Here is a 16,443-nt window from a genome sequence, read left to right on the forward strand (position 1 = left end):
AGGACTGTCTGTGAACACCGTATTTTTGTAGGGGTTGACCTTCTTTTCCGGTCAACCCGCTGTGTGAAAGGGCCAATCGAAAAAGCGGATCGGCCCCTGCTGTTCTGCGATTTGCCGTTAAATCTGGAAATCGATCACCGTTTCCTCTTCGTTCAGCGACAGTGCCTGGCGCTTGATCTCTTCCAGTGACAGATTGGCGTTGCACAGCTCGAGGAACTGCCAGACAAAATTACGCTGCAGCTGGCCGCGCTTCAGGCCAAGCCACACGGTGTTTGACTCAAACAGATGGCGTGCTTCCAGCCGGGTGAGCTGCGAATGCTCATCCAGCTGGCAGGCCTGATCGGCCAGAATCCCCACGCCTAATCCCAGTTCAACATAGGTTTTCACCACGTCGGAGTCCTGGGCGCTCAGCACAATATCCGGCTTCAGGCTGGCACTGTGGAAGGCGCGATCCACGCGGGAGCGCCCGGTGATCCCCTGGCGGTAGGTGATCAGCGGATAACGGCTGAGCGCCGCCAGGGAAACCGGCTGCTGCTGCTCCAGCTCGTGCCCTTTCGGCACCAGCAGCGCGTGATGCCAGCTGAACCACGGGAAAGCCGCCAGCGCCGGGTTGTTGACCACCTGCTCGCTGGCGATGCCGATATCCGCCTCCCCCGCCACCAGCATTGAGACGATCTCCTGCGGAGAACCCTGGTTGAGTTCGAGACGGACATTCGGATAGAGCGCGCGGAAGGCCTTGATCACTTTCGGCAGGCTATAACGTGCCTGGGTGTGGGTGGTGGCGATGGTGAGGACGCCGCTCGATTCGTTAGTAAAGACATCGGCCAGGCGACGTACTTTTCCAGCTTCATCCAGAATGCGTTCGGCAATGGTCAGCAGAGCTTTACCCGGTTCGGTCATGCCGAGCAGGCGTTTGCCGCGGCGGATAAAAATCTCTACGCCCAGTTCATCTTCTAAATCACGTATATGGCGGCTGACTCCAGACTGGGAGGTGAACAGCGCATTAGCCACTTCGGTGAGATTAAACTCGCAGCGTGCCGCTTCCTTAATGATTTTAAGTTGCTGAAAATTCACGTGCGTTCCTCTCTCGGTTATCTGCTGGTTTACATCATGTTAAGGATGCAAATTGATAGCAACAAATAATAAAAAGAGGTTTTATATGCTTTTTAGCGATAAGGCGGGCGGTGAGGCGCGCGACTGCGCGCCCGGCACAAAGGGGAGTTAACTGACCAGCATCAGCTCGCGATCTTCCACCACCGGCTTATTAAGCAGCGACAGCAGAATGTTTTTCACCGCCTGCGCCGACGGCGACAGGGGTTCACGGGCAGAGACGTTAAGAGAGAGCGGCAGGTTCAGCGTCGGGCTGGTAATCCGCGCCATCCAGGCATTGGTCGAGCTGACCAGCGCGCGCGCCGCGGACTCTGGCAATACCGTCGCCCCCATACCGCTGGAAACTGCCGAGGTCAGCGTGGCGATGGACTCTATCTCACCGATAATACGCGCGCTGAGGCGGCGCAGGGAGAACGCTTCATCAACCCGTTTGCGCACGGCGCTGTAGTCACGCGGCAGGAACAGGTTCATCTCGGCAACGTCGGCGAGATCGATGCTTTGCCCCGGACAAGTGCTGGCGCCCACCAGATATAATTCCTCTTTCATCAGCGCAATGCTGGTGATGCCGGCCGTCGGCGCACGATCGTACAGCACCGCCATGTCAAGCTGTCCATTCATCACTTTTTCGTTTAGTGAAGCCCCGCTGTTTTCGTGTAAGTACACCAGCACGTCCGGGAACTGTTCACGCACGGTTTGCAGCAGCGGCATGGTCAGTGAGGAGGCGGCCGTACCCGGCGCGAGGCCAATCGAGACCTGCCCGCTCAGCGCCTGCCCGGCATTAATTACCGCAGTCTGTGCCTGCTCGCACTGGCGTAAAATCGTACGAGCGTGGGAATAGAGGATTTTACCCGCTTCGGTAGGCGTCACGCCGCGCTTGGTGCGGATCAGCAGCTGCTGGTCCAGTTCATTTTCCAGCGTGGCCACCTGCTGGCTCAGCGCAGGCTGTGCAATATGCAGGACTTCTGCAGCCTGAGTCAGGCTGCCGATGTCGACGATTTTTACGAAATACTTCAGTCGTCTTAAGTTCATAATGCCTCCGTCGCGTATCCCCGAATGCCAGCAGCGCTGGCGATTTATAATAAGTTTTCACTCTGACCCAATCAGGATTGCAAGCGGCGTGCCAGAATTTTCCTAACGGCTTCGCGCTCAGGTAAAGGGGGCGCTAACAGGCGGTAAAATAAGAGAATCTGATTACCGCTGGCGCAGAGATTAATGAGATTGATATCTGGCAGGTCAGAGCAGTTGACGGGATTGCACGCCGATGGTGCAGAAAATGCGTTGAGGATGTGCAGGTCTCTGACTTATGTGTAGAGAGGTAGTATCCCTCTTAAGGGTCGACCGGACCAAAAGGTCGACCCCTGCAATTTTGTAGCCTGTTAGCGTTTTTTACGGTTGCGGTACATATCAATCGATACTGCGGCGACAATAATCATCCCTTTGATAATGTCCTGCACGTAGGCATCGACACCGACGAAGGTAAAGCCGCTCTTGATCAGGCCGAGGATCACCGCACCGATCAGCGTGCCGGTAATGCGCCCGACGCCACCCATCAGACTTGAGCCACCAATAACCGCCGCAGCGATGGCATCCAGCTCGTAGCCCAGGCCCATACTTGACTGCCCGCTGCTGACGCGCGCCGCCAGCACGACCCCGGCCAGGCCGGACAGCCCACCGGCAATGGTGTAGACAATAATCAGATACTTATTGACGTTAATACCGGAAACTTTGGCAGAAACCATATTGCCGCCGATGGCGTAGACATATTTACCGTAGCGGGTGTGTTTCAGCGCGATATGGAAGATAACCGCGACAACCAGGAAGATAATCACCGGCATTGCACCCTGACCGATGGAGGTAAAGCCGTCGGACAGGAAGCTGATAGGGTTACCCTGGGTGTAATACTGTGCCAGACCGCGAGCGGAAACCATCATCCCCAGCGTGGCGATAAACGGCGGGATGCCGGTTTTGGTGATCAGCACGCCGTTAACGATACCGCACAGAATGCCCACCCCGATCCCCGCCCCTATCGGCAGTACCGCCGGCATATCCACCAGTGACGGGAACATGGGCGAGAGGCTTTCCGAGGTTTGTGCCAGGCTGGCCGCAACCACCGCCGTCAGCGCAATGACCGAGCCGGAGGATAAATCGATACCGGTAGTAATAATGACCTGCGTTACCCCCACCGCGATAATCCCGATAATGGCTACCTGCAGCACAATCAGCACCAGGCGGTTCGGGTTCATCAGAAATGACTGATCGCGTACATACCAGCCGAAGGCTTCAAAAATCAGCGCGATACCCACCATCACCACAAAAATACCGGTATCTTTGGGCAGCTTGCTTTTAACATTATCAAAAAACGATGGCGCTTCAGCCGACTGTTGCGTTGTCATTTTCATCTCACTCATGTTGTTTACCTCACGCCCTTATTCGGACGCCAATGACAAAATGGTTTCCTGGTCGGCGTCTTCTTTATCGAGGATGCCGGTAATACGTCCACCGTGCATCACCATCACGCGGTCACTCATACCGATGATTTCCGGCAGTTCAGAGGAGACCATAATGATGGCGACGCCCCGGCTCGCCAGTTCGCTGATCAGGCGGTAGATCTCCGCCTTCGCACCGACGTCAATGCCACGGGTAGGTTCGTCAAGGATAAGGATTTTCGGCTGTGCCAGCAGCCAGCGGGCGATTAACACCTTCTGCTGATTACCGCCGCTGAGGTTGTTAATAATCTGGTCCATGGTCGGCGTCTTGATATTCAGGCGCTTAATCTGTTCCAGGCAGTCTTTCGCCATATTGCCATGATTGACGAAGCCGCCTTTGGCGCTGTAGTCAGTCATTTTGACGATGCTCATGTTCTCCATCACCGACAGCACAAGGAACAGGCCCGACTTCTTACGGTCTTCCGTCAGGAAGGCGAGGCCTTTTTCAATCGCGCTGGCCGGGGAATCGATGGTGGTCGGTACGCCGTCGATCAGGATCTCGCCGCTGTCTGTCGAGGTCATACCAAACAGGCTTTCCATCACTTCACTGCGGCCGGCACCCACCAGCCCGGCGACGCCGAGGATCTCACCGCGTCGCACGCTGAAGCTGATGTCCTGGAATACGCCGTTGCGCGTCAGATTACGCACCGTCAGCACATCTTCACCGATATTGCTGTCAGTTTTCGGGAACAGCTGAGTGAGCTCACGCCCGACCATCTGGGTAATCAGCGACTGACGCGTGTAGTTGGCCGTCTCGTTACTGCCGACCCAAGCGCCGTCACGAAACACGCTGACTTCATCGGTAATGGCAAAAATTTCATCCATTTTGTGGCTGATATAGATGATGGCTTTTCCCTGCGAACGCAGGTCACGAATAATGGTGAACAGATGCGCCACTTCGGTTTCCGTCAGTGCCGATGTCGGTTCATCCATGATGACGATGTCTGAGTTCCACGACACCGCTTTGGCGATCTCCACCATCTGCTGGGAGGCGATACTGAGATCGCCCACCATCTGCTCGGGACGCAGGCGAATATTCAGCTTAACCAGCAGATCTTTGGTTAAGCGGTTGAGCTTGCCGTGGTCAACGAAGCCGAATTTCATCGGCTCGCGACCCAGCCAGATATTTTCGGCGACCGTCATATGCGGTACCAGATTCAGCTCCTGGTGGATCATGGAAATTCCCGACCGCAGCGCATCCAGCGTGTCGGTAAACTGTACGGGTTCACCCTTAATGCGGATCAGCCCCTCATCGGGACGGTAGATCCCAATGAGGCACTTCATTAAGGTGGATTTCCCCGCACCATTCTCCCCCATCAGAGCATGCACCGTTCCCGGCTTGATTCGAAACGAGACGTTACTTAACGCCTTAACGCCCGGGAAAAATTTGCTGATGCCTTCGGCTTCTAGCGCATATGCGGTCATTTACTACCTCCGTACAACCGGTTCAGAGAACGTTATTTCTGGTTTTTACTGGTGAACTTCTCGTAGTTCTCTTTGGTGATCAGCTGGAAGGGAATATCAACAATCGGCTGCACTTTCTCACCTTTCACCAGCTTCACAGCGGTCTGTACGGCACCTTCGCCCTGACCTTTAGCGTCCTGGAATACGCTGGCAACCATCTTGCCGTTCTTAATCATCTGCAACGCATCCGGTGTGCCATCGACGCCCGCCACCAGGATGTTATTAGGGTTTTTACCTAATGCCTGCAGCGCACCAATCGCCATTTCGTCGTTGTTTGACGCAATCGCCTGGATATCATCACCCGCGGTCAGCCAGTTACTGGTGACGTCTACCGCATCGTTACGGGTGAATTTCGCGGTTTGTTTCTGTACCACTTTCAGGCCAGGATATTTCGCCACAATGGCTTCCACGCCTTTGGTACGCTCGCGCGTGGCTTCGTTGGCGAGGTCACCTAACAGAATGGCGACGTTACCCTTGTAGTTCATGCGTTTTGCCAGCGCTTCCATCTGCAGGCGGCCTGCCAGCTCGGAGTCAGAACCGACGAAGGCCATTTTGCCGGTCAGGGTAGTGGCGGGTTTGCGGTTGACGAACACCAGCGGGATGCCGGCTTTGGTGGTGAGATCAACAATGGGTTTAACGGCGTTGGTATCTACCGGGTTAACGATGATGGCATCGACGCCCTGGCCGATGAAGTTTTGAACCTGTTGCAGCTGCTGTGCGACATCGCCTTTAGCGTCTTCTACCTGGCCTTTAACATTCTCTGCCTTCATCTCATTGTTGATTGAGTTGCGCACGATAGTTAAAAAGTTGTCATCAAACAGTGCCATAGAGACGCCAATCTGGAGATCTTTGGCAAAGCTGGTGACAGGTAACATACACACTAACAGTGACGCTAAAATTGTTTTTTTCACGTTCATGGCAAAGCCCTTATTATCGTTAGCATGCGAAGGTTCGCTGATACGGCGAATGAAAAATTTCTTTTACATTCACTCAACTTCACCGACGGCTTTATTAAAATGTAGGGGGTGACTATTTCGGGTAATACTCTCTTTCAGGGTACGGCTAATCGGGTCTGTCTTTTATTTATATAAACAACAGGTTAGTTAAAACTCACACCACCTTCTTTGCGCATCCCCGCTGGCGTCATCGCAAAACAGTTTTTTTGTTTCATAATCACACCAACTGAAACTTTCACTATGAAAGCATCGAAACGCATGTTTTAAAATCAGCAAATAACAAAAATTTGACACACCTCTAACATCGGCAAGGGAAAGGCGGGAAAGTGAGATCTGGCGCAGAGATTGAGGAACGAGCAGAAATAAAGGAAAAGTATCAGAACGCTGCTTTTGTCAGCAAACGCACTCAGGTTGTCGATTGGTACTTTGACATTTCGCAGGCACGCCGTTAACATGCGCCCCGTTCACACGATTCCTCTGTAGTTCAGTCGGTAGAACGGCGGACTGTTAATCCGTATGTCACTGGTTCGAGTCCAGTCAGAGGAGCCAAATTCTATTCTCATCGCACTGTATGGATCCTGTTGCTATCCAGGTTCAACAAGCCCGCGTGAAAAACCTCCCGATGTTTCTTTAGTCTCCCCTCTCCCCAAAAAATTGCTTGATTTACCCGCTGCCTGCTCAGTAACCTGTCGCAGTTCACACACCTTTAAACTTTATGAAACGGATTTTCATGAAACGGACTTTTCCTGCGGACGTCTGTCCACCCAAGACGCTGAGACGTATTCTCGCCGGGCTGCTCTTCGCTGGCGCTTCCCCGTTACTGGCTGCCACGCCATCCGACGCGCCCGACCGGGCTGCTTCCGCTATTGACGCGCGCGAACAGCAGCGCCAGCAAGAGCGCGAGCGCGCCCTGCAAAGCCAAAATAACCCGCAGTCCGATGTGCGCCTTGCCCGCCCTGAGCTTGAGCGAACCCAATATCCCGCTGACGAGCACCCCTGTTTTACCATCAACCGCATCGCCCTGGTCGGTGAGTCTGCCGGGCGTTTTCAGTGGGCGCTGAAAGCCGCCGCTGACGCCAAAGGGCGCTGCCTGGGCGGCCAGGGCATTGTGCTGGTCATTAATCAGGTGCAAAACGCCATACTGGCTAAAGGCTGGGTCACCACCCGCGTGATGGCGCAGGAGCAGGACCTGACCACCGGCGTGCTGACCCTGACCCTGCAGCCCGGGCGCATCGGGGAGATACGCTTTGAGCAACCCGTTTCGTGGCGCGGACGACTGTGGAACGCCCTCCCCGCCTCATCGGGCGACATGTTGAATCTACGCGACATTGAGCAGGGGCTGGAGAATTTCCGGCGGGTGCCCAGCGCCGCGGCCGATATCAAAATCGTCCCCGGCAGGCAAGATGCCACCAGCGACCTGCTGGTCAACTGGCAGGAAGCCCGGCCGGTGCGGCTTAGCCTGGGGCTGGATGACAGCGGCTCTAAAAGTACCGGGCGGTATCTGGGTTCCGCCACGTTAGCCCTTGATGCCCCCTTTGCGCAGAACGACCTCTTTTACGCCAACGTGGGTAAAGATCTGTTCCAGCACGGGCCGTTTGGCAACCGCTCGCACACCCTGAACTACTTTTTCCCGCTGGGCTACTGGGGTGTTGCCGCCAATTACAACGACTACACCTACCACCAGAATATCCCCAACGCCAACGAAGTGCTGCGTTACAGCGGTAAAAGCGACAACGCTCAGCTGACGCTCTCCCGGCTGCTGTACCGCGACCAGTCGCACAAAATCACGCTCAACCTGCGCGGCTACCGCAGGCACTCGACTAACGCCGTAAACGACATCGATATCGAACAGCAGAAGCGGCGCACCGCCGGCTGGGAGCTGGGGCTTAACCAGCGCAGCTACCTTGGGACCACCACTCTGGACGCAAATATCAGCTGGCGGCGCGGGACCGGCGCGTTCAACGCCCTTCCCGCCCCGGAAGAGTCGCGTCATGAAGGCAGCGCTCGCACGGGGATCGTGCTCGGGGACCTGAGTATCAATCAGCCCTTTACCCTGGGTGGGCAACCGTGGCGGATTTACACCAGCCTGCGCGGGCAGTGGAGCCCGAACGCGCTGACGCCCCAGGAGCGCATGGCGATTGCCGGACGTTACACGGTGCGTGGCTTTGACGGCGAACAGGTGCTGTCCGGGGAAAAAGGCCTGCTCTGGCGTAACGATATCGCCTGGAACGTATTCGCACGCGGCCACGAGCTCTACCTCGCGGCCGACTATGGGCGGGTAGACGGCCCGGGTACCCGATACCTGGTCGGTCACCAGCTTGCGGGCAGCGCGGTTGGCGTACGCGGCGCGCTGTGGGGCCGGTTCAGTTATGACCTGTTTGCCGGCCTGCCGATCTACAAGCCAGCAGGCTTCCACACCTCGGGTGCCACGGCAGGCTTTAGCGTTAATCTGGAAATCTGAAACCCGGCAGGGCGTGATTACGCCCCCTTTTTTGACAATGGACGAAACGGACTGACTTTACTCAGGGAAGAACCTCATGAACAAACATTGCTATCGCCTGATATTTAGCCGCACCCACGGAGAGCTGCGGGTCGTATCCGAACTGGCCCGCAGCTGCAGCAGCGAACCCGGACAGCATCGCGGTGTCGGCATCGCGGGGGAGAACCGTTTATGGGTGACCCTGCGGCGTGCGGTATGGCTGCTGGGGCTGGCAATGTTTGCCGCGCCGGTGATGGCCAGCGGCATTGTGGCCGACGGCAGCGCCGCGCCCGGCCAGCGGCCGGAGGTGATCGCCACCCAGAACGGCCTGCCGCAGGTCAATATCACCGCCCCTAACCAGGCCGGGGTGTCGCATAACCAGTATCAGCAGTTCGACGTCGATCACAAAGGTGCCATCCTCAACAACTCGGCGGTGATGACCTCCACCCAGATGGCCGGCATGATCCAGGGCAACCCCAATCTCAATCCCAATAGCGCGCCGGCGCGAGTGATCCTCAATGAAGTGAACAGCAATAATCCCAGCCAGCTGCGTGGCTTTCTGGAAGTAGCCGGCGGCAAGGCGCAGGTGATTGTGGCTAACCCTGCCGGCATTGTGTGCAACGGCTGCGGCACCATCAACGCCGGGCGCATGACGCTGACCACCGGCAAGCCGCAGATGAACGCAGACGGCAGCCTGGCGGGGTACCAGGTTGAGCGCGGCGTGATAAGCGTTGAAGGGGGCGGCCTCAACGGTGACGCCCGGCATGATACCGGGTACGTCGACCTCCTCGCCCGTGCGGTAAAGGTTAACGCCGGGGTCTGGGCCAAAGAGGAAGTCTCGGTGGTCGCCGGCCGCAACCGTATCAGCGCGGACGGAAAAAGCGTGGCGCCGCTCTCAGATAACGGCAGCGCTAAGCCCCAGATGGCGATAGACATGGGCCAGATGGGCGGCATGTACAGCGGCAGTATCCGCATGATAGGCACCGAAGCCGGGGTGGGCGTGCGCAATCAGAACGCGCAGGTTCAGGCGGGCAAGACGCTGACCGTCAGCAGTGAGGGCAGGCTCAGCTGGCAATCAGATGCGCAAAATGCGGCCACGCAGGCCGGTGGCGATATCAGGATGGCAGCCAGAGACGCCGTCGACTATCAGGGTAAATTACACGGCGGCGGCCAACTCTCCGTACAGAGCCGCGAGGGTAAGCTGACGCAGTCAGGCACTCTCGCCGCGGCGGGTGATGTGCAGCTCAACGCCGCTCGCGGCATAGCGAGCAGCGGGCACCTTCTGGCGGGCAGCGATGCCAATAGCCAGATCAACCGCGATGCCAGCCTGCGCCTGGAAAGCCAGGGCGATATTCGCGCCAGCGGCAGCCTGCTCAGTAAAAAAGAGGTTGATGTGAGCGGACGCCGGGTCGACATCAGCGGCGCGCACGTCGCGGCCAGCCGTGCCCGGCTAAACGCCCGGGAAGGCGGCGCGGCGCTGCGAGATTCAGCGATAGACAGCAAACAGTTGGTCATCAACACCGCCGCTGATATTGATGCGCGCCAGGCTCAGGTGAAGGCCGGCCGCTGGGACGTCACTGCGAACAACCTGTTCAACCAGCAGGCTACCTGGTCCCAGACGGGAAGTGGTGAAAGTCGCTTCGCGCTGACGGGACGGCTGGACAACAGTGACGGCACCATAGAAAGCCGCCAGCTCAGTTTCAGCGCGGCGGCGCTGACCAACTCGCGCGGCAGCCTGCTGGCACTCGATAACGCGGCGCAGCAGTGGCGAGTCAGTGGCCTGCTCGACAATGCGGGCGGCGAGATCGGCAGCAACGGCGACCTGCGGCTTGACGCCGGCAGTCTGGACAATCAGAACGGCACGGTAAAAACCCAGGCCGCGCTGGCGGTGACCACCTCCGGCGCGGTCAGCAACGCGGGTGGTAACCTGCTGGCCGGTAACGCCCTGACGCTCAGCGCGGGCGGTGATGTCAGCAACGAGTCCGGCACCCTGAGCGGCGGCCAGCTCACCCTCAGCGCGACGGGGCTGCTCGCGAATGGCAAGGGTGAAATCAGCGGTCAGTCGCTGATGCTGACGACCGGCAGTCTGAATAACGCCCTGGGTAAGATCGTCGCCCAAAACGATGTCACCCTGACAGCGCAGCAGGGGCTGAACAATGCCGGCGGCTGGCTTGAAGCCGGAAATGGCCTCGCGTTAAACGCCGGGGGCGACTGGGATAATCGTGGCGGTACCGCCCAGGGCGGCCATCAGGTCAACGCCAGTGCGCTGTCGCTCGACAATACTGGCGGCAGGCTGCAGTCCGGTGGTGACCTTAGCCTGAAGAGTTCAGGCGATATCCTTAACCGCACCGGCAAGCTGACCGCGCAGCAGGCACTCAGGGTCAACGCAGGCGCGGCCAGCCTGTTTGACAATGACGGCGGTTCGCTGCAGAGCGGCGGCGCCCTGACCCTGCAGGGCGGACGGCTGAACAACCGTCAGTCGGGGCGGATTTACAGCCAGAACGCACTGTCACTCAGCCTTGACGGGGAATGGAACAACCAGGGCGGTACCCTGACCGGCAGCGGCAGCAGCTGGGTGCGCGCTGCAAACCTGCTGAATGCTCAGGGGGCTATCAACGCGCTGGACAGCCTGGACATGCAGTTCAGCGGGAAGCTGGATAACGGTCAGGGACGTATTTTCAGTCAGCTGTCGCAAACGCTCAACGCGCAGTACATTGTCAATGTTGGTGGCTGGATGGGCAGCCAGGGCAGCTGGCACGCCGTCAGCGGCAGCTTTGACAACGCGCAGGGCAGCGTGCAAAGCCAGCAGGATGCGCAGCTTGCAGCGAACTGGCTGGGCAATGCGCAAGGCGCCCTGCAGTCGGCGGCGGACCTGGTGCTGCACGTGGCGCAGGATATCGATAACCACGGCGGCAAGGTTTCCGCGCAGGGGGTGCTTGCCGTGCAGGGCTCGACTGCGGATGCCCATGCCGGGGCAATCAACAATGCGGGCGGCCAGTGGCTGGCGGGAGAGGCACTGAACATTGCCGCCCTGAGCCTGAACAACAGCCAAAACGGTCAGCTGTACAGTCAGAAGCTGCTGCGCCTGAACCTGAACGGCGAACTGGATAACCGTGGCGGCAGGCTGCAGAGCGGCGACGCGCTGTCGCTTGACGCACAGGCCCTGAACAATGCCGGCGGCACGACAGACGCCCGGCAGGCGCTGACGCTGCGCATCCTCAGCCTGCTTGATAATACTGGCGGGACAATACGCAGCAACGGTGACCAGCGGGTCACGGCGGGCAATATCAATAACCGACAGGGCGTATTCAGCAGCCGCGGTGACATTGACCTGGCCACGGCACAGCTGGACAACGCCGGCGGCACGCTGATCGGTCAGGGTGCAGGCACCTATCACATTGCGCGGCTTGACAACCAGCAGGGCAAGGTTCACAGCGCGGCATCGCTGACGCTTGACGCCACGCGGGTGAATAACCAGGGCGGCCAGCTCGTCGCCATGCAGGCGCTGAAGCTCAGGGCGGACGCGCTGGACAACAGCGCTCAGGGGACGATCAGCAGCCAGGCGTCGCTTGACCTGCAAGCTGACAGCCTGAACAACCGCGACGGCGGCCTGATCCTGGGCACCACCCACACCGGCATCCGCGCGCGCGACATCGACAACGCAGCGGGACGGCTGCAAAGTGCGGGCACCCTCACCTTCACGGATGTCGCCACGCTGGATAACCGCCAGGGACAACTCCTTGCCAACGGTAATATCGCCATTAACGGCGGACTGTCGCCGAGCGACTCACCGCTCGCCCTGCTCAATCAGGGTGGACGGATAGAGAGTGCCGGTGACCTGACCCTGCATACGCGCACCCTGGAAAATCAGCGCGGCACCCTGCTCGGGCTGCAGTCGCTCACGCTGAGCGCGCAGCAGGATTACACCCGCACCGCGGGCGAAACCGTCAGCAGCAACGGTAAGGTGACGTTCTCCCTGAGCGGTGCCTTTACCAACCTGGCGGATTGGTTGCTACCGGGCGAACTCATCCTCAATGCGGCCAGCATCACCAATCCGGCGGTCCTGGTGGGCAAGACACTTCAACTGACGACCGGGACCCTGCAAAACAGCGGGCGCATTGAAGCGGATACCATGACGATGAACGTCGATACCCTGGACAACGCCGCGGCGCTGATGGGCGACGATATCACCGTGCGCGCGCGTGCTCTCGACAACCACGGCCAGCCTGCGGTCATCGCAGCGACCCACCGCCTGACGTTGCAGGCCGGGGAGCGCCTGAACAACCGGGATGGCGCCCTGCTCTACAGCGGCGACAGCCTGTCGCTTCACAGCGATGACCTGATTGAGAACCGGGCGAGCTTTATCGAAGCGGACGGCGACCTGGCCGTCGAGGCCCGCCGGCTGGACAATCTGCGCGAAGGTCTGGAGATCCAGCGCGATGCCGAAAAGAGCGACTACAAGTGGCACCGCTACAACTACTACTGGCGCACCTATGGTTCGGCCGTCAACCCCGATAAAAGCACCATGGCACCGACCACCCAGCAGCTGACTTTCCAGGATGATGCGGCGGCGCAGAGCAACCGCTACGGCACCCTACTGGCCATTGATGCGGCGGGCAAGCGTGCGCAGGTGCGCGTAAAAGATAATAAAGGCCAGCTGACCGACCTGTGGGTTAACTACCTGGCGCTTAAGCCGAATGCCGACGGCAGCTACGCGATGACGTTCTATGAAACGCGTGGGGGAAACCAGCTGGCAACCATCCCGACGCCCTATCAAAACGGCTTCCACTGGGAGCACGACTGGACGCAGGTGCTGACCTGGGACCCCGAAAAGCACATTGATATCGACAGCGCACCGTTTATTACCGATTACAACAATTTCCGCGAACGTACCGAGAGCGGCACGGTGACCCGCGACAGGCTGGTTTCCGAAGGCATCGGCGCGCGCATTCTGGCAGGCGGCAATATGCTGCTGCGCATTACCGGGCAGTTGCTCAATGACGCCAGCGTCATCACCGCCGGTGGCAACCTGACGCAGGATGGCGGTGGCAGCGTGGACAACCGCGGTTACTCGGTCAATGAACGGCGCCAGTCAGTGATTGTCGACCATTACGACAAGGACACTCATCACTGGTATCCGACGTTCAACCGCGATGAAACCACGGCGCTGACTACCGTTGACGGCATTATTACCGGCAACGGCACGGTGACCATCAACGGCGCCAGCATGACCAACACCACGGTAAACCAGGCGCAAATCAGCCGGCTTGAGTCGGCATTAAACGCCGTAGACGCCGAACGTGCCGAACTGGAGCGCAACCCGCTGGCCTTTACGGTTGAAGGTGCTGCCCCCGTGGTTGGCGACACCGCGCTTGCGCCGGGCGCCACCCCCTCCTCGCCGCTGGGGCGCCCGCTGCTGCCGGCCGAGCTGGCGCTTACCCAGTTACAGCATCTGGGCAATGTGGCGACCGCCATTCCCAATAACGCCCTTTTTGCCCAGCATACGGCGCCCGCCAGCCCGTTCCTGGTGGTCACCGACGAACGCTTTACCAACCGCGATAAGTTTATCAGCAGCGATTACCTGCTCGACCGGGTGGGCTATGACCCGGCGCAGGTGCACAAACGCCTGGGCGACGGTTTTTACGAGCAGCGCCTGGTGCGTGAGCAGGTGCTGGCACTCACCGGTAAAGCGTCCGTCAAGGGGGAAGATGCGATGGCGCAGTACCAGCAGCTGATGAACAACGGTAGCCAGGTCGCACAGGACTTCCATCTGGTGCCCGGCGTGGCCCTGACGCCGGAGCAGATAGCCGCGCTGCAGCAGGACATCGTCTGGCTGGTGAGCGAGACGGTGCAAACGGCCGACGGCCCGCAAACGGTGTGGGTACCGAAAGTCTACCTGGCGCAGAGCACGCTGCGCCTGAGCGGGGATGGCGCGGTGATTGGCGGCGGCAATCTGCAGCTCTCGGCCAGCAGCATCACCAACGCCGGCAACCTGTTTGCCGACAAGGCCCTGACGGTCGACGCCGGGCAGTTCATGCATCAGGGTGGTGACATCAAGGCCGGCAGCATTGACGTGCAGGCAGACACCCTGTCGATGAGCAGCAACCTGCAGGACGCGCTGCGCCAGGCGACGATGAGTGCCGACGACATCAGCCTGCGCGGCACTGATATCGGTCTTGCGGGCGCCAAGCTGACTGCAACAGATACTCTCAGCCTGAGCGCGCGCAACAATCTGACCATTACCACCGCCAGAAGCAGCCACACGGCTGACCTCGGGGTTATCTCCGGCTCAATGGGCAACCGTACACGCGGCGGCACGGAGGCGGCCGGCTCCCGGATGGCGCAGGTTAGCGGCGAATGGCAGCAGGCGCTGGGGAGCGAGCTTAACGCCGGCGGCAATCTCACGCTCAATGCCGGGCGTGACGTGACGCTGACGGGCAGCCAGCTTCAGGCAGGCGGCCAGCTGGGCGTGCAGGCCGGGGGTAATATCAACCTCCTTGCCGATAAGACCAGCAATAGCACGCACCTGGACGCCAACAGCCGGACTTCGTCAGTCAGCAACAGCCGTGAGGAACAGCGCCTGGCATTAAGCGCACTCGGCGGAGACCAGGGCGTCACCCTGGTGGCAGGCAACCAGCTGCTGGCCGAAGGCGCACAGGTTGCCAGCAAAGAGGGCCGCATCGGCATCAGCGCGCAGGACGTGACGATTAAGGACGCACGGACCCACACGCAGGACCAGGACAGCGAAAACAAACGCGAGGGCAAGACTAAAAGCCATCGCATCGAGCAAACCACACGCGAGACCAGCAGCGGCAGCACCTTCAGCGGTCAGCAAGGGGTCACGGTTATCGGGCGTGAAGGCAATGTCACCGTCACCGGCAGCGCCCTGCACAGCGACCAGGGCGCCATCGCCCTGCAGGCGAAGCAGGATGTGACCCTCAATACCGCCACCGAACGCGAGTCAACCTTCAGTGAAGAACGGTCTCAGAAAAAGGGCTTCCTGAAAAAAAGCAGCAGCCACAGCGTGGCGCATGACGCCACCACGCGCGAGACAGGTACCCTGCTCAGCGGGGAGAGCGTCAGCGTCAGCGCTGGCAATGACCTGACGGTCACCGGGTCGGCGATTGCTGCCGACCGCGATGTGAACCTGCAGGCCGGACATAACGTTGATATCGGTGCGGCCACCGAGACCGACACCCACTACCGGCTGGATGAGAAGAAAAAGAGCGGCCTGCTGGGCAGCGGCGGCATCGGCTTTACGATTGGTAAGCAGTCGAGCAAACACGAAGTCGACGAGAAAGGCAGGACCCAGAGCCAAAGCGTCAGCACCGTCGGCAGCAGCCAGGGCAATGTCAGCATCACCGCAGGCAACCAGCTGCACATCGGCGGCGCCGACCTGGTGGCGGCCAAAGATCTGGCGCTGAGCGGTGACAGCGTGGCTATCGACCCCGGCTACGACCAGCGCACCCGCCGGGAAACCTTCGAGCAGAAGCAGAGCGGGCTTAACCTGGCGCTGTCGGGCAGCGTGGGCAGCGCGCTCAACACCGCCGTCAGCACGGCTCAGCAGGCAAGAAAGGAAGGCGACGGACGCCTGAACGCGCTGCAAAACACCAAAGCGGCGCTGTCCGGCGTGCAGGCTGCACAGGCCTGGGCGCGTGACGACGCCCTGAACGGGGCGGCGGATGCGAAAAATGCCGCAGCCGGCCTGCAGTCGGGTGATAAAGGTGCCGCGCAGGGGGCCACCAACACCGTTGGCGTTACCGCCTCCTGGGGCAGCCAGTCGTCGAAGAGCGAAACTCGCACCGACAGCCGCCAGTCGCAGGGCAGCACGCTCAACGCCGGGCAAAACCTGTCGATAACGGCAACCGGTAAGAATAACGCCGCGCAAAGCGGCGATATCGCAATATCCGGCAGCCAGCTGAAGGCGGGCAAAAACCTGACGCTTGAC

The 16,443-nt window shown here is 59.6% G+C and carries 7 protein-coding genes and 1 tRNA gene; 3 read left to right on the forward strand and 5 right to left on the reverse strand.

All coding sequences use genetic code 11. The features are described 5' to 3' along the window. Positions 1-117: 117 nt before the first annotated feature. From cbl to ID864_RS16810, 5 genes are all read right to left on the reverse strand, one after another. Positions 118-1,074, reverse strand: coding sequence for an HTH-type transcriptional regulator Cbl (gene cbl, locus ID864_RS16790; protein ID WP_048915649.1), 957 nt, complete (start codon positions 1,072-1,074; stop codon positions 118-120). Positions 1,075-1,221: 147 nt separating this feature from the next. Next, positions 1,222-2,139 carry a nitrogen assimilation transcriptional regulator NAC gene (nac, locus tag ID864_RS16795; RefSeq protein ID WP_048915648.1) on the reverse strand — a complete coding sequence of 306 codons (918 nt, stop codon included), beginning with the start codon at positions 2,137-2,139 and terminating at the stop codon, positions 1,222-1,224. 347 nt (positions 2,140-2,486) lie between these two features. Then, entirely contained in the window at positions 2,487-3,518 is a 1,032-nt protein-coding gene (locus tag ID864_RS16800) for an ABC transporter permease (RefSeq protein ID WP_133623366.1), read from the reverse strand. 18 nt (positions 3,519-3,536) lie between these two features. Further along, positions 3,537-5,021: a sugar ABC transporter ATP-binding protein gene (locus tag ID864_RS16805; protein WP_048915644.1), complete on the reverse strand. Its 1,485-nt coding sequence runs from the start codon at positions 5,019-5,021 to the stop codon at positions 3,537-3,539. A 32-nt stretch (positions 5,022-5,053) separates the two neighbouring features. Then, entirely contained in the window at positions 5,054-5,977 is a 924-nt protein-coding gene (locus ID864_RS16810; protein ID WP_048915643.1) for a sugar ABC transporter substrate-binding protein, read from the reverse strand. 512 nt (positions 5,978-6,489) lie between these two features. Between ID864_RS16810 and ID864_RS16815 the strand changes: the two genes are divergently transcribed. The 3 genes from ID864_RS16815 to ID864_RS16825 form a co-directional block, all read left to right on the forward strand. Continuing rightward, positions 6,490-6,565 (forward strand) — tRNA-Asn (locus ID864_RS16815). A gap of 181 nt (positions 6,566-6,746) precedes the next feature. Next, positions 6,747-8,477: a ShlB/FhaC/HecB family hemolysin secretion/activation protein gene (locus ID864_RS16820; RefSeq protein ID WP_191150154.1), complete on the forward strand. Its 1,731-nt coding sequence runs from the start codon at positions 6,747-6,749 to the stop codon at positions 8,475-8,477. Positions 8,478-8,553: 76 nt separating this feature from the next. Next, positions 8,554-16,443, forward strand: a 7,890-nt coding sequence (locus ID864_RS16825) for a two-partner secretion domain-containing protein (RefSeq protein WP_191150155.1), incomplete at its 3' end; no start/stop codon positions are given.

Source organism: Erwinia aphidicola (assembly GCF_014773485.1).
Taxonomy (GTDB): Bacteria; Pseudomonadota; Gammaproteobacteria; order Enterobacterales; family Enterobacteriaceae; genus Erwinia; species Erwinia aphidicola.